15 protein-coding genes are annotated in these 19237 nt (G+C 52.0%); 4 read left to right on the top strand and 11 right to left on the bottom strand.

Annotated features, from left to right (window positions below; all coding sequences use genetic code 11):
* Nucleotides 1–287: 287 nt before the first annotated feature.
* Together scpC and EDM55_RS08185 are read right to left on the bottom strand one after the other, a co-directional pair.
* Nucleotides 288–1802, bottom strand: a complete 1515-nt coding sequence (gene scpC, locus EDM55_RS08190) for a succinyl-CoA:acetate CoA-transferase ScpC (RefSeq protein ID WP_092270517.1) — start codon at nt 1800–1802, stop codon at nt 288–290.
* Nucleotides 1803–1948: 146 nt separating this feature from the next.
* The gene (locus EDM55_RS08185; protein WP_092270514.1) at nt 1949–2623 is read right to left on the bottom strand and encodes a LytTR family DNA-binding domain-containing protein; all 675 of its coding nucleotides are present in this window, start codon (nt 2621–2623) and stop codon (nt 1949–1951) included.
* A 191-nt stretch (nt 2624–2814) separates the two neighbouring features.
* Between EDM55_RS08185 and EDM55_RS08180 the strand changes: the two genes are divergently transcribed.
* The 4 genes from EDM55_RS08180 to menC all read left to right on the top strand — a co-directional run bounded on the left by EDM55_RS08180 (nt 2815) and on the right by menC (nt 8797).
* The gene (locus EDM55_RS08180) at nt 2815–4842 is read left to right on the top strand and encodes a sigma-54 interaction domain-containing protein (protein ID WP_122960056.1); all 2028 of its coding nucleotides are present in this window, start codon (nt 2815–2817) and stop codon (nt 4840–4842) included.
* A gap of 189 nt (nt 4843–5031) precedes the next feature.
* Nucleotides 5032–6438 (top strand): YfcC family protein, encoded by a 1407-nt coding sequence (locus EDM55_RS08175; RefSeq protein ID WP_092270508.1) that lies wholly within the window; start codon nt 5032–5034, stop codon nt 6436–6438.
* Between the two features lie 40 nt (nt 6439–6478).
* The gene (locus EDM55_RS08170) at nt 6479–7615 is read left to right on the top strand and encodes a M20 peptidase aminoacylase family protein (protein WP_092270505.1); all 1137 of its coding nucleotides are present in this window, start codon (nt 6479–6481) and stop codon (nt 7613–7615) included.
* Between the two features lie 33 nt (nt 7616–7648).
* Nucleotides 7649–8797, top strand: a complete 1149-nt coding sequence (gene menC / locus EDM55_RS08165) for an o-succinylbenzoate synthase (protein WP_092270501.1) — start codon at nt 7649–7651, stop codon at nt 8795–8797.
* A gap of 60 nt (nt 8798–8857) precedes the next feature.
* Here menC and EDM55_RS08160 read toward each other — a convergent pair whose 3' ends face one another.
* From EDM55_RS08160 to EDM55_RS08120, 9 genes are all read right to left on the bottom strand, one after another.
* On the bottom strand, nt 8858–9763 hold the full coding sequence (locus tag EDM55_RS08160) for a hypothetical protein (RefSeq protein WP_122960055.1): 906 nt from the start codon (nt 9761–9763) through the stop codon (nt 8858–8860).
* A 123-nt stretch (nt 9764–9886) separates the two neighbouring features.
* Nucleotides 9887–10216: a branched-chain amino acid transport AzlD family protein gene (locus EDM55_RS08155; protein ID WP_092270495.1), complete on the bottom strand. Its 330-nt coding sequence runs from the start codon at nt 10214–10216 to the stop codon at nt 9887–9889.
* Nucleotides 10207–10941 (bottom strand): AzlC family ABC transporter permease, encoded by a 735-nt coding sequence (locus EDM55_RS08150; protein ID WP_092270492.1) that lies wholly within the window; start codon nt 10939–10941, stop codon nt 10207–10209. Before EDM55_RS08150 ends, EDM55_RS08155 begins: the two co-directional genes overlap by 10 nt.
* A gap of 28 nt (nt 10942–10969) precedes the next feature.
* A complete protein-coding gene (locus EDM55_RS08145) occupies nt 10970–11779 on the bottom strand; it encodes a TrmB family transcriptional regulator (RefSeq protein ID WP_092270489.1) in 810 nt (269 codons plus the stop codon).
* 123 nt (nt 11780–11902) lie between these two features.
* On the bottom strand, nt 11903–12190 hold the full coding sequence (locus EDM55_RS08140) for a HesB/YadR/YfhF family protein (protein WP_092270486.1): 288 nt from the start codon (nt 12188–12190) through the stop codon (nt 11903–11905).
* A 201-nt stretch (nt 12191–12391) separates the two neighbouring features.
* Nucleotides 12392–13681: a sensor histidine kinase gene (locus EDM55_RS08135; protein WP_122960054.1), complete on the bottom strand. Its 1290-nt coding sequence runs from the start codon at nt 13679–13681 to the stop codon at nt 12392–12394.
* Nucleotides 13681–14355 (bottom strand): response regulator transcription factor, encoded by a 675-nt coding sequence (locus tag EDM55_RS08130; protein WP_092270481.1) that lies wholly within the window; start codon nt 14353–14355, stop codon nt 13681–13683. Before EDM55_RS08130 ends, EDM55_RS08135 begins: the two co-directional genes overlap by 1 nt.
* 45 nt (nt 14356–14400) lie before the next feature.
* Complete coding sequence (locus EDM55_RS08125; RefSeq protein WP_092270478.1) at nt 14401–17550, bottom strand: efflux RND transporter permease subunit; 3150 nt, start codon at nt 17548–17550, stop codon at nt 14401–14403.
* A 9-nt stretch (nt 17551–17559) separates the two neighbouring features.
* Nucleotides 17560–19011: an efflux RND transporter periplasmic adaptor subunit gene (locus EDM55_RS08120; RefSeq protein ID WP_246070870.1), complete on the bottom strand. Its 1452-nt coding sequence runs from the start codon at nt 19009–19011 to the stop codon at nt 17560–17562.
* Nucleotides 19012–19237 lie beyond the last annotated feature (226 nt).

The raw sequence follows: 19237 nt of genomic DNA, 5'->3' as shown, positions 1-19237 counted from the left end.
AAATACAAACGGTTACATAATCACTTCCCCGAATTGGGACATGACCAATTGCTGTTTAACATTCCATGCTGCTATCTGGTTAGATGTGCGGATTTGCGTACTGGTTCCCGGCATCATTGACTTCTGGCGGCTGTTTTTCCAAGCGAGACATTCCTCATCCGCAAAAGTCTCGCAAGCATAAAGGAACTTGCAGCTGCGTTCCAGCAACAAAAAACCCGCCGAGGCAGTGCGCCAGGCGGGTTTGCATTTTCGCTATTGTTGAATCGCTTTGATTTATCGCTTTCGGTTTATCGCACTAGGGCTGGTTCTTGCTCCAGCATGGTACCTTCCTCAGCATAGCGTACGTGCCACGCAAGTGCTTTTTCCAAAACGTGTGGGGTATGTCCACCGCGTGTAAGAGCTTCCGCATAGTAGGCACGCAGCTGATCACGATACATCGGATGCGCACAGTTGTCGATGATTTTCAGCGCGCGCTCACGAGGAGCCAGTCCACGCAGATCAGCCAGTCCTTGCTCGGTCACGATGACGTCTACGTCATGCTCGGTATGATCCACATGAGACGCAAACGGAACGATGCTGGATACCTTGCCGCCTTTTGCGATGGACTTGGTCACGAAAATACCCAGACGTGCGTTGCGGGCAAAGTCGCCTGAACCGCCGATCCCGTTCATCATTTTCGTCCCCGAAACGTTGGTGGAGTTTACGTTTCCGTAGATGTCCGCTTCGATCGCCGTGTTGATGGCAATCAGACCTAGTCGGCGAATGATTTCCGGATGGTTGGTGATCTCCTGTGGACGAAGCAAGAGCTTATCACGGTATTGCGCGAAGTTTTCCGTTACGTGCTTCATTTTTTCATCCGTCAGGGTGATCGAACAGCCGGAAGCAAAGGCAATCTTTCCTGCATCCAATAGATCAAATACGGCGTCCTGCAGAACCTCGGAGTATACCGTCAGGTCCGTAAATTCGGAATCCAAAAATCCGTTGAAAACCGCATTCGCGACTGACCCGATGCCCGATTGCAGCGGAGCGAGATTTTGCGGCAATCGCCCTGCTTTTACCTCATCCCGCAGGAAATTAATCAGATGGGCTGCGATATGAGCGGTTTCCTCGTCAGGCTGTACAATGGAGGATGGCGAGTCCATGATGTTGGTTACCACGATTCCTTTGATCTTGTTCGGATCAACCGGAATCCCCTTCGTACCGATTCGTTGGTCCACAGCAACGAGCGGAATCGGTTCGCGCTCCCCTTGTTTGGCAGGTGTGTAAATGTCGTGAATGCCTTCCAGCGCATCTGTCTGCGCCAGGTTCAGCTCGATGATGACGTGGTCAGCCTGCTCTACAAAAATATTGGAGTTGCCCACTGAGGTCGACGGAATAATCATGCCATCCTCTGTAATTGCAACCGCTTCCACGATCGCGAAATCGATGTGCTTCAACGCACCATTGCGAATCAGCTCTGCCGTATGCGATAAATGCTGATCGACAAACATGATGCTGCCATCGTTAATTTTTTTACGCATGGTCGCATCAGCCTGGAATGGCAAGCGTTTGAGCACGATACCTGCTTCCGCCATCACTGAGTCAACATCGGCTCCCATTGAAGCCCCTGTATATACATTCACCCCAAAAGGCTGATTCTCATGTTTTGCCCGTTCTGCCAATGTCACTGGCACCACTTTGGAATCCCCTGCGCGAGTAAAGCCACTTAGCCCGATCGTCATGCCATTCTCGATCCAGCTCGCTGCTTCCTCAGCTGTCACGATTTTTTCTGCCATCCGTTTATCGCGTAAGCGCTCCCACATGATAGTGACCCCCTCGAAATGTTTCATTCTGATTGTATCTACCCTAGCACATGCAATCTGAGCGCACACTCGATTTCGGACAAAACAGAATTTGTAGAGGCAAAGTCAGAAAAACAGGCTGCAAACCATTCTCATTTACCGCGGGATTAAAAGCCCAATAATTGGCGGAACGAACTGGAATACGTTTGGCTTACTGGTACTCGTGTTTTCTGTTTATCTTTCATTTCCAGCAGAAACGTGGAATGAAAATGCGGGTGAATGAATCCGATCGCTTCCATGTTCACAAAATAAGAACGATGACAACGGACAAACTGGGTAGGCGGCAGCATGCCTTCCAGCTCAGCCATGGAAAATTTGTTGGCGTACGCCCCTGTCGCCGTGTGCAAAAGGGTCCTGCCCTCGTTGGAGCTGATATACACAATCTCACTTAAGGAGAGTGGCAGCCAGCCATTTTCATCCTTCCCGATCAAAACGGTTACGCGCGGCTCCTGCGGTGCAGCCATCGGCAGCGCCTGTGGAGCATAAATAGCCGTAATGCATCCCATGACTTGACCATGACTGACCAGTGGCAGGGAAAGGCCGTAGTAGGCCACTCCAAAGACGCGGCTTTCTACATAATGCGCCACTTTTCCCATCTCTTGCAGTGCTTTATAGGTAGCAGACCCGACCGGTACAGAATCGCCTGGTGTGATTTTCAGATCAATGATGGAGCTTGGCTGGTAGTACAGGTAGTGTGCACCATCTGATATCGCGATAGATACGCCGTCAGGCACGACTTCGCCAATCATCTGCAGCACTTCTGGCACCAATGAGTTCTCCATTATGATTCCCCCTGCTCCCACGCAATTAGTCTTTCCTTATATTAAACCACATTTCAAGTGCCTCCGAACGAGCCTTGTCTTTCCATTCTGTGTACATAATCCCCAAGCTGGGGCCACCCGGTATGCTATCATAAAAGGCAACCGAGAAGGAGCCTCTGCTGAGGTCTGTACGTTGGAAAAGGCGGTGCAGCATGGAACATACCATAGTCTTGATTGCCAAAGGCACAGATACTTTGGATTTTTTGCTCAAAGAATTGAAAGCGTACTTCGAACCCTATTGTCGTGTCATCGGCTACGCCACACACCAGCACATCCCGGATTTGCGCCACGCTTCCCACGTTTTTCTTACGACCAAATCCCCGGAGCTGTACACGATCGCTCGCCAGGTCGTCGCTGATGAGGTTCCCATCACGGTTCTGAACCGCGTCTTTGAGCTTCGCAAGCTGAAGGCTTTGATGCAAATTCCTCCAGGCACGACCGTACCCGTCATGAACAATTCGCCTGTCACAGCCCAGGAAGTCATCCAAAACTTGCTGGAGGCAAACGTGGATCACCTCCACTACATTCCGTTTCATCCCGGCTGTACATTTGATGATCCCACGCTTCAATATGCTGTCATCATGAGCATTCCCGATGTACCGCCCCCGCCCCATCTGGAGCTGATCGATCTGGGCTTTCGCAAAATTCATATTCACGATCTGATTGATATTGGTCGCAAAATAGGGATCCCTGTCGAGTGGGAGCGCGAGTACCTCTCTGCCTATATCGCGGAAATGTCGGAGCTGTCCAAGCTGCTGGGCACTTCCTATGCGGAGGTGCAAAAGCTGAACAGCCAGCTTCAGTCCACGTTTCAAGCGGTTCGCGATCCCGTGATTGCCTGCAACCAGCAAGGCATGATTACCTTCATTAACGATGTCGCGACCCAGCTTTTCTGCCCGCACGAGGCAGCTGTCGTTGGACAGCCCTACACGGTGCTTGCAGAGCACAGCTTTCTTGGGCCGTTTTTCGAGCAGGAGGGCCAGGAAGATACGTTGGTCACACTCGCCAGCAAGCAATTCATCGTCAGCAGCCAGAGCATCCGCCGCCGCCAAGAGCGTCTCGGTTTCGTCTGCACCCTAAAGGACGTCACCGAGCTGCAGCGTCTGCGCACACAGCTTGTTTTGCGCGGGCACACAGCGACATATACCTTTCAGGACATCAAAGGAAAAAGCGAACCGATCCAGCATGCGATCGAAGTCAGCAAAAAAATGGCTCGAAACAACCAGACCATCCTGCTGCTCGGAGAAAACGGGACGGGGAAGGAGCTGTTCGCCCATGCGATTCACCAGCACTCCCTGCGCAAAAACGGCCCTTTCGTGGCGATCAACTGTGCGTCCCTCCCGGAGAATCTACTGGAAAGCGAGCTGTTTGGCTACGAAGATGGCGCTTTTACCGGAGCGCGCAAAGGTGGCAAGCCCGGTCTGTTTGAACAGGCGGATGGCGGGTCGATCTTCCTCGACGAGATCGGGGATATCTCCCCCGCCATTCAGGTCAAGCTGCTGCGTGTCCTGCAGGAGAAGCAGGTCATTCGGGTAGGTGGTACGGGCATTATCGCCGTGGATTGCCGTGTCCTTGCAGCTACGAACCGGGATTTGGAGAATGCAGTAGAGCAAGGGCATTTCCGCGAAGATCTGTTTTATCGCCTCGCTGTCCTGCCGATTGAAATCCCTGCGTTGCGCGAGCGGATCAGTGATCTTCCTTTATTGATCGAGGATCATTTGAGCAGTCAGGGCCTTAGCAAAACGTGGTCGCCAGAAGTCATGGAGCTCTTGCACAGCCATGATTGGCGCGGAAACATCCGTGAGCTGAAGAATGTCGTGGACTATGCGACTGCGGTCAGCGAAGGACCCGTCATTACAATCGAGGATTTACCCAAGCGTTTAACCCAGCGGCTGACTCAAAAGTCGTATGAAAATGCAGCTTCTTTCCGGGCAAGCGATGAGCGAGACGTCGATCTTTTGCTGTGCCTGTACCAATATTACATCACCAACAAACCGGTCGGACGTTACCAGCTAGCGAACTCCCCTGTCCTGCGGTCAACAGGCTGGACGGAAAGCGCTCTACGCAACAAGCTTAAGCAGCTGGAAGAGCGCGGGCTTGTACGCTCAGGAACGACACGGCAAGGTACGACCATTACAGCGGACGGAATCGAGGTTCTGCGCAGTCTCGCTCGTATCTAGGCCTTTTTTATTCGGTCATCATTAGGTGTTATTAGGAGCGCGAAAACCTAATAAACATTCCTAAAAAGACCCCCATCCTATTTTGACCCAGGAAAAACGCCTGAGAAATCGCCCTTTTCAGGTTTTGTCGAATCTTGGCACGCACCTTGCAATTCACCGAGATGTAACCATTCATAGCGAGGTGACCTCATGACTCCGAACAAAGCTCCAGCCAAAAAACGTTTTTCTGTGCCTCATACCTATGCCATTCTCTTCATCATGATCGTATTGGCAGCGCTTGCTTCATACGTGCTCCCTACTGGGGAATTCGAGCGCATCAAGGACGCGACCTCCGGCAAAACCATCGTCGTGAACAACAGCTACCATGCAGTCGAAAGCAGCCCGGTCGGATTCTTTGACATGTTCAAAGCGATTCCGGACGGGATGCAAAAAGGTGCGCAAATCATTTTCTACATCTTTATCGTCAGTGGGGTTTTCGGCATCATTCGTTCCACCGGTGCCATCGAATCGGGGATTCACAAAGGCGTACGCCATTTAGAGGGACGGGAAAAGCTGTTGATTCCGGCCTCCATGTTCCTCTTTTCCATTGGTGGCTTCACGATGGGGATGGCGGAAGAAAGCATCATCTTCGTGCCGATCGGGATCGCGCTTGCCCGTGCGATGGGCTTTGACGCTGTTACCGGTACGGCCATGATCACCATGGGGGCAGCCAGTGGCTTCATGGGCGGGATGCTCAATCCATTTACAGTAGGGGTCGCTCAATCTCTTGCCCAGCTCCCTCTTTTCTCTGGCCTTGCTTTCCGTACAGTAGTCTATATCATCGTCCTCGGCTTTGCGATCTGGTATGTCATGCGCTACGCCTACAAGGTCAAAGCAGATCCGACCAAGAGTGTGATTTACGAAGTCGAAAAGGAAGCCGTCGCTGAAAAAGTAGAAATGGATATTCCTGAGCTGAATATTCGACACAAGCTGGTATTTTTGGTCATGGTGATTGGACTTGCTTGCAACGTCTACGGTGTCTTCAAATACGAATGGTTCCTGACCGAGCTGACCGCTTCCTTCCTGATCATGGGTCTGGTCGCAGGTCTCGTCGGTGGACTCTCGGTTAACAACCTGTTTGATTCGTTCGTGGGAGGCGCCAAAGCCGTTACGTTCGGTGCTCTGATCGTCGGCTTTGCCCGCGCCATCACGGTGGTCCTCGAGGACGGCAAAACGATTGATACCATGATTTACGGACTGACCTCTGCCATCGGACATTTGCCAGATGCAATCAATGTAGTGGCGATGTTCTTGATCCAGGCGGTTCTCAACCTGTTTATCTCCTCCGGAAGCGGACAAGCTGCGACGACCATGCCTATCATGGTGCCGATTGCCGACCTTTTGGGCATCCAGCGTCAAGTAGCGGTACTCGCCTTCCAATACGGAGACTCAGTTACCAACTCGATCATCCCGACTTCTTCCGCATTGATGGGCTATTTAGCTGTCGCGGGAATCCCTTATGAGAAATGGGTCAAATTCATCTGGAAGCTGCTCTTGGGCTGGGCGCTGATCGCCTGCGTCGCGCTGATTGCTGCCGTTTATCTCGGCATCGTCTGATCTTCGTGACTACATCCTGACACCCATCCTAGGAGGAATCATGCGTACCACTATCGAACAATTACGCCCTGTCATCTTTTCACTGTACGACCACTTGCATCAGCATCCAGAATTGAGCTGGCAGGAGCAGGAGACCACTACGTTTATCGCGGATTTTTTGCGTAAGCACGGCTGCGACGTCACCACCTTTGAGGATGTGACCGGCGTCGTAGGAGACTATGGCCCCGCTGCTCCCGGCTCGATCACGGTGGGAGTGCGCGCTGATATGGATGCCCTGTGGCAAGAGGTCGACGGTGTCTTTCGCGCCAATCACTCCTGCGGGCATGATGCCCATATGACCATGGCGCTGGGGGTTCTCTTGGTACTCCAAGCCCAGAACATCCAGCTGCCTGGTCGGCTGCGTTTCATTTTTCAGCCAGCCGAAGAAACCGGGAACGGTGCGCTCACCCTCGTGAACAAGCAGGTAGTGGACGACATCGACTATCTGTACGGCGTTCATTTGCGTCCCATTCAGGAAATTCCAAATGGAACGGCGGCCTCAGCCATCCTCCACGGTGCAGCAGGTACCATCTCCGGTCACATCCAGGGAAGCGACGCACACGGAGCGCGCCCTCACCTCGGAGTCAATGCGATCGAGGTCGCTGCCGCCATTGTGGAGCAGCTCAAAGGCATTTACCTGGATCCACTGATCCCGTATTCCGTCAAAATGACGCAGCTGTCCGCCGGTGGAAAGAGCACGAACATCATTCCCGGTTCGGCGCATTTCCATCTCGATTTGCGGGCGCAGACGAACGAAGCGATCCATGCGCTGTTTACGAGGGTCGAGCACATCCTGCAGAATATCGCCAAGCTGTATGATGTACCCGTCCACTACGACATCACCGAGCGAGTCTACGCCGCCGAAGTGAACGAGGAAGCCCGGCAGATCATGGCCGAAGCGATCTCGCAGACATTGGGACCTGCTAATCTAGAAGCTCCCATCTCCACTCCTGGCGCCGAAGATTTCCATTACTATACAAAGGAACGGCCGCATCTGCGCGCTACCATGCTCGGACTCGGCTGTGGTCTTCATCCCGGACTGCATCACCCGCAGATGACCTTTGATCGGGAAGCACTGCTTTCCGGGATCGAGATTCTGACCCGAACTGTTTTGTCCACCTTCGAACGCCATAGCTGATCCACCCTATCCCATTGCCAAGGAGAGATGATCATGAAAATCGAACGCGTTGACCTGCAGCGTATCAAAATCCCGTTAACGGCTCCGTTTGTTACAAGCATGGGCCTCGAGACGCACAAAGAGTGCATCCTCGTCCGCGCCTACAGCGGTCCATACGTCGGTTTTGGGGAAAGCGTTGCGATGGACGTCCCGGTCTACAACGAAGAGGACGTAGATACAGTGTGGTACATGCTGGAGAAGTATTTGATCCCGCAGCTGTTCACCCGCCAGATCGAGCATCCTGACGATGTCTCCCGCCTTTTTTCGTGGATGCGCCGCAATAACATGGCCAAAGCTGCGCTGGAAGGCGCCATCTGGGATCTGTATGCGAAAATGAACGGCATCTCCCTCTCCCAAGCATTGGGCGGTACACGCACGCAGATCGATGTAGGCGTGAGCATCGGGATCGAGCCAACCATCGAAAAGCTGCTGGAGCGCGTTGACGGCTTTATCCGTGACGGCTACAAGAAGATCAAGGTCAAAATCAAGCCGGGCGCTGACGTAGAACCGATGCGGGCGATCCGCCAAAAGTTTGGTCCAGATGTTCCGCTTATGGCGGATGCCAACTCGGCCTATACGCTCAAGGACATCGCTCTGCTGAAAGAGCTAGATGAATTCGGACTGATCATGATCGAGCAGCCTCTGGCTCATGACGATATCATTGACCATGCGACCCTGCAAAGAGAGCTGAAAACGCCAATCTGTCTGGACGAGAGCATCCACACCGTCGAGGATGCGCGCAAAGCGATCGAGCTCGGAAGCTGCCGAATCATCAACATCAAGATCGGGCGTGTAGGCGGACTGACCGAAGCGAAAAAGGTACACGACCTGTGTCAGGCGCACAACGTCCCGGTTTGGTGCGGCGGCATGCAGGAGGTAGGGATCGGACGCGCTCACAATATCGCGATCGCCTCCCTCTCCAACTTCACGATTCCGGGTGACACCTCGCCATCCCATCGCTACTTTGCAGCGGATGTCGTCAGCCCGATGATCGATTTCGCGGCTCCGGGTGTTCTGGACGTACCGACTGCTCCAGGGATCGGGATGGTCATCAACGAAGATGTTGTCCGCGACGCCCTTATTGAGCACAAAAGCTATTTCGCCAACCGCGAATCGACCACGACTGTCATTCCCAACTTTTAAATACGAATAAGAAAAGGGAGATCCTCAGCGATCTCCCTTTTTTCATGATTGCGAGACGGATTACATTATCGTGAGCAGCTTACATACCTCATGCTCGGCTTTAGCCCGCTTTTCCTGCGGCAACCGTTTCAATAAATCCAGAGCAGCATACGGGACCTTGAGCGCATGCGGATCGCTGTATGTCTTTGCCCAGTACACCGGGGAGGTAATTTGCTCAAAAGCTGGCTCCCTCACTTCCTCCGCCAAGACAAAGTCAGGGATTTGCCGATTGAGCTGTAGCTGCAGGCGGTGATTTTTCATGCCCATCTCTGTCAGCTCACCATACCCGAAGCGCTCCAAATCCGTCAGTGCATGGGCATGGGTAATTCCGTGCTCCACTTCCCCCGCCAGATGATAGACGATCCCTTCGATGGTACGACCACGTGCGATAGGAGGAATGGTCTCAAACGTCCTTTCTGCCATCTCCAAAGTCGTATTGTACGCGGCCACGTCTTGGATGTCATCGTCAATCAGGTCGAAGTAATTCGGAACACCCCAGTAACGACCCGGTTTGTCTTCCAGGGTCTTTTTCAACAGGGTGACCAGACCGTCCACAACAGAGGGACGAATCAGATCCGGACGCTCACGCAAAGCCTTCAAGGCAAGCACCCCAAGCGCGAGCCCATGGCCAGAGGTACGCAGCTTTTGCACGTTTTCCTTCAAGCCATCCAGGACCTTTTGCAGAAGAGCTGGATCTGCGGCTTCACTCTCATCTGACGGTTCAAACCACTCCGGCTTCAACAGGCGATACGACTCACAGGTACGCTCGATGCCCTCGATGACATGCTCTGGCAAATCGTGCTCGCGCGTCATGAAATAGCCTGCAAGCAGCGCCGCTCCGTAGTGACCCCCGAACCAACCCGATGCGGCTGCCCGTGCCATTCCAACTACCCCAAGCTCCAAGTAAGAATCAACCAAACGTCCCATCTGCCATTTCCTCCCTTTTCTTTTGACTATGCATTCATAATATAACAAACATTTTTATTTGTTAAGTATAAAAATCAAAAAAATAAAAAAGCCCCGAGCATTTCGGAGCTTCCCGTAAAAGGATTACGCTATCCAATAACGCAAAAGCATAATAATGACAATGCCAACCACGACCGTTCCTAGCAGGCTGCGCGTTTTGATCGCCACCAAAAATGTCGGGATCGCTGCGAGCAGCTCCACGTTTGACGATAGGGGAGCCCATTTCCCATCGCTTAAGAACAGCTCCTGCCCAACCAAGGCCGCCATCACGGAGATCGGGACATGACTCAGCCAACGTACTCCCCATTCAGGCAGTGTCATACGGCTGAGCAGCATGAGAGGCACTACTCTCGGGAGAAAGGTAACGAGCGCAGAACCCAAAATAATGATGAGGACATCCCATCTCACTTCCATCTTTCTATCACCATCCCTATCGTTGACGCAATCAAGGTCGCAGCGATTACCCCAATATTTCCACCCAATACGAGTGATACTCCTACCGCAAGTACCACTGCGCTGATCCCGACCACGATATCGAGACGCCACTGTTTTCGACTAACCATGGACAGCACCAGCAACCCGATGAACATGGCTGGCAGGGCAAAATCCAGACCGAACTTCTCCGGATCGGCAATCCACTGTCCCAAATACGCCCCTGCGATATTGGCAATGATCCAGTTGGCATAGGCAGTAATATTAAGGCCGTGCATCCATTTTTCACTGATCCGCTTGCGCTTGGCTGCTTCGTTGATCGCTACCCCAAACGTCTCATCGGTTAGCAGCGAACCGATCAACATATTGCGCACCGGTGTGAGATGCCGAAAATAAGGCGATAAAGCGGCGCTAAGTAGAATATGCCTTAGGTTTACAAAGAAAATCGTAATAATGATGGCAGATGCGGAACCGTTGGCAGCCATCATCCCCGCTGCTATGAACTGGGCAGAGCCTGCGTATAGACAGATGGACAGCAAAGCGATTTCTGTAATAGATAGCCCTGCCGTTTTTTCCACGACACCTGCGGCGAACCCGATACTTAGATAGCCGAGCAGCGTGGGGATACAATCCTTTACACCTGCAAGAAAGGTTTCTTCTCCCTCTATGACTGCTTCTGCTTTCAGTCGAATGTTTTGCTCCCTCATTGCGCTTCCCCTTTTCGTTTCTATCCCTTTACTTGAAGCGCTTCCCCGTCACCACGTGATAGAGATCCGGCCTTGTTCTCCAAAGCGCTTCTACTTTCTCAGGTCCCAACTCTTTGGTCACTTCTGCAAACATGATGTCATGCCTGATGTACTCCATTGCTACCAAAACCAGGGCAGGATCTCGCGTTTTCACCGCCCACGCGCTCTTGCCAAGTGCAAAATTCCCGATCAACACTTCCTCCACATCACGGGCGGCAATAGTCAAACGTCCCCCCATGCGTTCCTCTGCCACTTCTGGAGACATGTAATCATGATGATAGGTGTTTCCCACTCTCGTTTCTGCCTTTCCGAAAAGGACGGTAAAAACATCAATCCCCTCGTCACAGCAACCATCGATTTGTGTTTGGATAAATGGTACCTGCGGCTCCCAGATGGACAGCCAGAGCTCTGCTTTCGCATTTCCGATCAGCTCTTTCATTTCCGCGATCACCAGCTCATCCCCATCGATCCGCTTGATGACATCCACTTCCCGTTCACTTTCCATGGCTGCGAGCTCTTTTTCCAGATAATCAAACGATTGTTCAAATTGCCGGCGTTGCCGGGCAATCAGCTCTCTGGCCGGCAAAGGCGAATACGTCACGGGCTCGGAAGGTACGATATAGACGGCCCCTTTTTCTACGAGCTTCCCAACCACCTCGTAGATCATGGACCGAGGCACACCGGTTCTTTTGCTGATTTCATACCCGGTAATCGGATGATGTTTCAGCAGTCCAATGTAGGCTTTGCATTCGTACTGGGAAAATCCCAGCCTTTGCAGCTCCTTATAAATTTCTTCCATAGCCGCTCCTTTAGTAGTTAGTATTATACTTACTATAAAATCGCTCGTTTGCCCCTGTCAATTGGAAAAAGAAAAAAGCAGAGGAACACGTCCCCTGCCTGATGATGATGGCACTTGATGCTGTTATGTCAGTTTAAAATCAACCTCGTCCGTCGCGGGCAAGTAATCGACCGTCAAGCCTTGCCCATTCATGTACCACAGCTCATCCTTCTCCATGTAAAAGGTAATGCCGTCCACTGTTGTGGAAAGCCCGATTTCGTTCGGCTGCTCCTTGGCGATCCCCATGGAAAACGAGTCCTGCACCGTGCTGACTCCTCCATAGCGAACAAAAAAGCGAATGGTATCCCCAGCCTCACAGCCCCATTCCTGGCGAAACCAGTCCACTGCTGCTGCTGTTACGGTTAGATTCATCTATTACACACTCCTCGTCGGAAAGCTCTCTCGTAGTATTCCTCTCCTCTGTAGTTTACCTCACTTTCTAAATATGTACAGTAAAAAAGTATAGAAACAAAACTTTCGGGAGAGATGCTCACGTCGTTTCTTCTTTACAGGTGTGCCATCAAAAAAGCCGATCTCCCCGTAAAGGGAAACCGACTCCTTGCTTAAATGCCTTTACTTTATGGGAAGCGAGAGATAAAAGCTTGTTCCCACTCCTTCTTCACTGCTTACCTGAATCTTGCCATGGTGTGCGTCGACAATCCATTTGGCGATGGATAATCCCAAGCCGGTCCCTTCCGTTTGCCGTGAACGCATCTTATCTACGCGGAAGAATCGATCAAACAAATACGGGATGTCGTCCTTGGGAATGCCGATTCCCGTATCCTTGATCATGACGGTCACTCTTTGTCCCTCGCGCTTGCAGGAAACGAAGATCTTGCCGCCTTCGTTTGTGTACTTGAGCGCATTGTCCAGCAGGATGACCAAAAGCTGATGCAATCGCTCTTCATCCCCGACAATTTCCAATGGCTGCTCGATCTCTGTCTCCAGGTTGATTTCCTTGACGATCGCCATCTGGGCAAACACCTGGGTGCACTTTTGCACGAGCTCGTCCAGCCGCAGCTTCTGCTTCATGATTTGCAATTCGTTGGAATCACTGCGAGCCAGTGTCAAAAGGTCTGCTACGAGCTTGCTTAGTCGACGTGTTTCCTGCATCCCGATCATGATTTTCTCGCTCTCTTGTTCAATCGTATGATCCGGATAGCGAAACAGCCGCTCCAGATTGACGAGGATAGCAGTCAACGGTGTACGCAGCTCATGGGACGCATCGGCGATGAACTGCTGCTGCTTTTCCCAAGAGACTTGGATGGGGATGAGTGCCCTTCTCGCCAGAAAAAGACCTGCTACAATGGCAATCACTACACTCACCGCATCCCCGATCGCCACGACGTAGAGCAGGCTGCTCAGCATGTTTTGTTCCGGTGCCAGATTGTACACAACTTGATACTGCATGGCGATCTGAAGCCGATCACCGACGATCACCTTTTTCGGCATAGTGACGGTATCCACGCGAAAGGTCTCGCCATTAAATGAGAGCGTCTCGATTCCATCCTGTTTCGCGACGCTCCGAAAACGCGGTAAATCCTCTGGCTCTAGCCGTTCTCCAAAAGCGGTTCCGATAACCGTCCCTAAACTGTCCCAAGCGATCAGGGCATATCTGCGGTCCATCTCGTTGAATTTTTTTCGATCCATGCGATTGTAGGGGGACTGATCCTCATTGTTCCGCTGCAAGCGCGGCAAGGGATCGACCATCAATCGCTGCGCCACTTTGGTCAGCTCCCGGTCCACCTGCGAGTACAGACGATACTTCATCGTAAAGTACACCGCGCTCCCGAGACCGTTTAACAACAGGAATACCACGATAACGTTTAAGGTTACCAGGCGAATCCGGGTTTTTTGAAACATTATCGCTCTTCCTTTTTCAAAATGTAGCCCACATTGCGGATCGTGCGGATAAAGCTCTCGTAGGGCCCCAGCTTCTTCCGCAAATAGTGGACGTACAGATCCACTACCCCGTAGTTGGCGTCCGAATCAATGCCCCACACCCGGTCAAAGATTTGCTGGCGCGTCAGAATTTGCTCCCGGTTTTGCAAAAAATATTTGAGCAGCTCGTATTCCTTGCTCGTCAGCTTCATCGGCTCGTCGTCGATAAAGCCGTCGTACTCATTCACTTTTAGAGAGAGAGGGCCATAAGCCATCTCCCCCTCTGCTCCTGTCTTTCCGTTGCGCCGCAATAGCGCTCTGGCCCTTGCACTCAGCTCCTCTGCAGCAAAGGGCTTGACCAGATAGTCATCTGCTCCCGCGTCCAAGCCTTCCACACGGGACTTTACACTGTCCTTTGCCGTCAAAAACAGCACAGGAGTCGTAATTCCTTTGGCACGCAAAGTTTTGACCAGTGTCAGTCCATCCATTCCTGGCATCATGATGTCGAGTACCAGCAGGTCGTAGATGCCTCTTTGCGCCAGCAACAGTCCGTCGTCACCACGATCGGCCGTGTCCACTTGATAGCCTTCATCCGTCAGGACTCCGGCAATTGCCTGAAGCAGAGCCTGTTCATCCTCCACTGCGAGAATCAGCATATCTATCCCTCTTTCATCTGTACAAAGCCTCTTGCGAACGCTCGTTTATTTTTCAATGCCCACCGTCTTCGGTTTGCGGAACGGCAAGGTGATTCGTACGGTTTTCTTCAATCGGACTGTCATATCATCCAGAATAGCATAAACGACTGGAATCACAACGAGTGTCAGCATGGTAGAGAACAGCAAACCGCCGATAACCACCGTCGCCATCGGAGCCTGGCTTTCTGCACCTTCTCCCAAGCCAAGCGCCAAAGGCAGCAGCGCCAAAACGGTACAAAATGTCGTCATTAAGATAGGACGCAAACGTACAGGGCCTGCGGTGAGCAAGGCTTCCGTCCGACTCATGCCTTCCCGGCGCAAAATATTGGTAAAGTCGATCAATACAATCGCGTTTCGAACAACCAGCCCTGCGAGCAAGATCAGCCCGATAAAGGCTGGTACGCTGACCGGTCTTCCCGTTACCCACAGGCTGAACGTAGCCCCAAAGATCGACAAAGGAACGGACAGCATGATCGAGAGCGGATAGACCACAGACTCGAACTGGGCAGCCAGGATAATATAAACCAGGACGATCGCAAGTCCAAACGCAATCAGCATGCTTTTCGTAGACTCATCCATCTGTTGATTTTGTCCTTGCTTCTCCAGTGTATACCCCGGCGGCATCGGATACGTCGCCAGCACCTGATCGATCGACGCCGTAACCGTACCCAGGTCTTGCCCAGGCGCTGTGGATGCCGTGACATTGACCACGCGCGTCTGGTTGTAGCGCTGGATCGCTTGCGGACCATTCGCCATCACGACATCTGCTACGTCTTTGATCTGAATCAGCTCGCCTTTCGGTGTCGTCAGGAGCAGATTGCCGATTTCCTGCATGCTGCTGACCTGTCCGTCACCGAGGCTAAGCGTCACATCTACTTCTGTACCGGCTGTTTCATATTTGGTCGCGACCTGATCTCTCAAGGCCGTTTGAATCGTACTGGAAATGAGGCTTTGTGTTACTCCCAGATCAGCTGCGCGCACACGGTCCAGCTTGACCTGAATTTCCGGACGGGATTCCTCGAGGTTGTTGTCTGCCTCGCGAACACCTGGTACCTCACTGATGGCAGCCGTCAAGCCTTCTGCCACTTCCTTCAGTGTATCCTCGTCGTTTCCGCGAATCGCGTAGGAAATCGGCGCAGCTCCACCGAACGATCCTCCCCCACCGCCGCCCATACCTGGCAGGGTCGTGCCTCCTGCTTCACTGACACGTAGCCTTGCTCCTGGGAAGCGATTCAGCTTTTGTCTGATTTCATCTGTGACCTCGGCAGTCGTACGTTGACGCTCTGACTTGTCAGACAAGATCAGCAGGAACGATCCGGCTGAGGTAGAAGCAGAGTTCCCGCGTGTCGCGTTAGTCGAGCCCAAAGCGGTAAAGATCGTTTTGACCTCCGGAATGGTCGCCAAAATGGCTTCTGCCTGGGTGACAGCTTCTCTTGTTTTCTCCAGCTCCGTTCCGTTCGGCATGGAAATCGAAACGTTGATTTGTCCCTGATCAGAGGTAGGCATAAACTCGGAGCCGATGAACGGGATCAGTCCTACACCTGCTACCAGAGAAGCGAGGCCAATGGCGAGAACCGATTTGCGATGATGCAGCGACCAGTTCAAAATGCGGCGATACATAGCAAGGCCGCGCGACTCTTTGCTTTTCACACCATGTGCAGCTGCCTTCAGCGTTTCCTTTTTATGCGACCTCGTCCATTTTGAAGTCAGCATTGGCGTGACCGTCAGCGATACGATCAACGATGCCAAAAGGGAGAAGGATACTGTGACACCCAAATCCCGGAACAGCTGAGCAGTGACTCCCTCTACGAATACGATCGGGAAGAAAACCGCAACGGTGGTGAGCGTAGCTGCAATAACCGGCATCGCTACTTCCTTCGTCCCTTTCACCGCTGACTCCTTGATAGACAGGCCTGTCTCGCGATGGCGATGAATATTCTCCAACACAACGATCGCATCATCGACGATCATCCCGATCCCGAGAGTCAAACCACCCAAGCTCATGATGTTAATCGACATGTCAGCAAAGTACATGAGCGTAAACGTAGAAATGACAGAGATCGGAATTGCAGTTGCGATGATGACGGTATTGCTTGCACTCTTCAGGAAAAGCAGGATGATCAGGATCGCCAGCACCCCACCAATCAGGGTGTCGTGAACCAGCGTGTCAATCGACGCACGAATGAACGACGACTGATCCGAGAGTGCCATGACAGACATCGACTGCGGCATGCTTGCTCGCTGCTTGTCTATCTCCGCATAAAGCTCATCGACGACAGCAACCGTGTTGGTGCCGGACTGCTTCATGATCGACATGGTAACCGTAGTCTGTTTGTTCATTGTATTTTCGATAGAAGCTTCTTTAAAGCCATCCTGGATGAGAGCCAGCTCTTCGAGGAAGATGCGACTGCCATCCTTCAAAGGAATGGATACTTTGCGAATATCATCTACCGATTTGAATTTCCCTAAAGAACGGACGGTGTAAGATACGCCGCCTTCCGTGATGTTCCCACCTGACGAATCTAGGTTTTGACTTTTCAACTGCGAGCTGATGTCGGAGATCGAGATGCCGTATTGCTCCAGTTTCGCTTGGTCAACGACGATCTTGATTTCCCTGTCCAGCCCGCCTGATACCGTTACGGAGGCGACTCCGTTCACACGTTCGAGGGAAGGAGCCATCTGGTCTTGCACGTAGCTTTTCAGCTGGTCAGCTCCCATGTCTGCAGAGACAGCCAGCGTTAATACAGCTGTACTGTTCGGATCCATTCGGGCAACAGTCGGAGAATCTACATCATCAGGCAGCGAGCGCTTCGCACGCTCGACCTTTTGCGTTACCTCTGTCACTGCTTTATCCAGGTCGGTTCCGTAGGAAAACTCGACGATCACCATTGATGAGCCTTCCCTGGACGTAGATGTTATCGATTTGATACCAGCTACGGAGGCGACTGCTTGCTCTACCGGTTTCGTCACCAGGTTCTCCATCTCTTCAGGACCTACTCCTGAATAGCTGGTGATGACGGCAATCGTTGGTATTTCAATTTTGGGGTACAGATCGATGGGAATCCGGGTCAATGACATAATTCCCAAGATAAGCACGATGAGGACTCCCATCATTACCGTGACGGGACGACGAATAGCGCGTTCCGATATATGCATGGGGCTCACCTATCCTTTTGGGGTTGCCGAAGGCTCGGGGTTCCCTGTACTGTTTGTTTGTCCTGATGGGTTTGCTTGACCTCCCGGGTTGGCTTGGTCCCCAGTGCCGCCTTGGCTGCCTTGTCCGCGTTGCCCGCCTTGTCCATTGCCTTGGCCTCCACCTTGACCCTGCCAGCCGCCATTCCCTTGTCCATTGCCCCCAGACTTTTTGCCTGCTGCATTCTTCGCTTGATTCGGATCGATTACGGCGACAGTAGCATTTCCGGTCAGCATATTTTGACCTTGTACCACGACAGACTCTCCGCCCTGCAATCCGGTCAGAATTTCAATTCTTGTTCCATCGGACTCCCCGGTTGTCACGGTTACTTGCTTGGCCTTGTCGCCTTCGACTACAAAGACATACGAGTTCTGTGCCTTCGTGATAACGGCTTCACGCGGGACGAGAATCGCCTGATGCGGATTTCCTTTCACTTCAACGGAAGCAACCATGCCCGCCTTTGCTTTCAAATCCGTATTGGCTACCTCAATCTCAATCGGGTACGACTTGCTCGAATCCGCCATCGGGCTCACCGAAGTGATTTTTCCATTAACGGTTACATTAGCAGAGGGAATTTTTACCGATACGCTTTGTCCCGGCTCGAATTGTCCTACCTGCCCTTCACTTGCTTTGGCAGTTACTTTCATCGTAGATAGGTTAATGACCTGGGCGACAACTGCATTATTCGAAACGTTTTCCCCGACTGTTGCCGTCAGTGATCCTACGATGCCATCAATGGGAGATTTGATCGTTAAATTCGAAACATTTAATTGAGACAGGGCGTAATCAGCCTCAGACTGCTTCAATGTCGCGACCGCCGAATCCAATGCTGCCTGAGTTGGTCCCTTTTTCTCCTGTTGGGCTTTTTGTTTTTGATTCTCTAGATTCGTTTGTGCAGTTGCGAGCGCCAATCTGGCTTTCTCTACCTCTGCCGTCGAAATGGCCCCTTCACTAAACAGCTTCTGGGCACGCTCCAAGTCTACTTTAGCTGCGTTCGCTTTATTTTGCAGATCTGCCAAGGAATTGGCCGTCTGCGCAAGTACCTCGGCTTCGGTTCCCTCGGTCGCCTCTGCATATCGAGCCTTGGCTGACATCATAGAAGCCTGGGCCTTTTGCATCTGAATTCGCAGTTCTTCCCCATCCAAAACCACAAGGGGCTGTCCACTCTTAACCTTATCTCCTACCTTCACGAGAAGCTGCTGCACTCTCCCCGTCGCTTTCGAAGGAATCTCTACCTGCTGGATGGCTTCCAACCGTCCAGATAGCGACATTTGTACGGCGAATTCCTCTTTTACTGCCTTTTTCACTTCAACAGGCACTGCTCGGGCTGCCTGAGCATTTCTCCTATTTACACCTTCAGGATTGCTAGAGCACCCACTCACCACAGCCAGTACCAATAGACCCATGGTGATGTTACGAATCATTCGATTCACCTTGCTTTCCTCCGTTTCGTCTGCGATCTGGCTTGGGCCAAAAGACAGGCATATGTATAGATAAATTCATTAGAGCATGGATTTTTTTGAATTAAATTTGAAAAAACAAAAGATACCGCTTTCTCCCTGGTAAAACAAAAAAAGCTGTATTCTCCATCACTTTTTCAAGTAATCGAGAATACAGCCTTTTCATTTCCGCACCTTCAAAACTGGATCT

The sequence above is a fragment of the Brevibacillus centrosporus genome, from assembly GCF_003710815.1.
GTDB lineage: Bacteria > Bacillota > Bacilli > Brevibacillales > Brevibacillaceae > Brevibacillus > Brevibacillus centrosporus.
Note: the sequence above shows the minus strand (reverse complement) of the source record. Positions and strands in the feature narration are given on the sequence as shown.

Coding starts and splice junctions, on each gene's coding strand:
- EDM55_RS08180 (WP_122960056.1), top strand. CDS start 2,815: ATGGAACATACCATAGTCTTGATTGCCAAAGGCACAGATACTTTGGAT.
- EDM55_RS08120 (WP_246070870.1), bottom strand. CDS start 19,011: ATGATTCGTAACATCACCATGGGTCTATTGGTACTGGCTGTGGTGAGT.
- EDM55_RS08185 (WP_092270514.1), bottom strand. CDS start 2,623: ATGGAGAACTCATTGGTGCCAGAAGTGCTGCAGATGATTGGCGAAGTC.
- EDM55_RS08125 (WP_092270478.1), bottom strand. CDS start 17,550: ATGCATATATCGGAACGCGCTATTCGTCGTCCCGTCACGGTAATGATG.
- EDM55_RS08150 (WP_092270492.1), bottom strand. CDS start 10,941: ATGAGGGAGCAAAACATTCGACTGAAAGCAGAAGCAGTCATAGAGGGA.
- EDM55_RS08135 (WP_122960054.1), bottom strand. CDS start 13,681: ATGTTTCAAAAAACCCGGATTCGCCTGGTAACCTTAAACGTTATCGTG.
- menC (WP_092270501.1), top strand. CDS start 7,649: ATGAAAATCGAACGCGTTGACCTGCAGCGTATCAAAATCCCGTTAACG.
- EDM55_RS08170 (WP_092270505.1), top strand. CDS start 6,479: ATGCGTACCACTATCGAACAATTACGCCCTGTCATCTTTTCACTGTAC.
- EDM55_RS08145 (WP_092270489.1), bottom strand. CDS start 11,779: ATGGAAGAAATTTATAAGGAGCTGCAAAGGCTGGGATTTTCCCAGTAC.
- EDM55_RS08155 (WP_092270495.1), bottom strand. CDS start 10,216: ATGGAAGTGAGATGGGATGTCCTCATCATTATTTTGGGTTCTGCGCTC.
- EDM55_RS08175 (WP_092270508.1), top strand. CDS start 5,032: ATGACTCCGAACAAAGCTCCAGCCAAAAAACGTTTTTCTGTGCCTCAT.
- EDM55_RS08130 (WP_092270481.1), bottom strand. CDS start 14,355: ATGCTGATTCTCGCAGTGGAGGATGAACAGGCTCTGCTTCAGGCAATT.
- EDM55_RS08160 (WP_122960055.1), bottom strand. CDS start 9,763: ATGGGACGTTTGGTTGATTCTTACTTGGAGCTTGGGGTAGTTGGAATG.
- scpC (WP_092270517.1), bottom strand. CDS start 1,802: ATGTGGGAGCGCTTACGCGATAAACGGATGGCAGAAAAAATCGTGACA.
- EDM55_RS08140 (WP_092270486.1), bottom strand. CDS start 12,190: ATGAATCTAACCGTAACAGCAGCAGCAGTGGACTGGTTTCGCCAGGAA.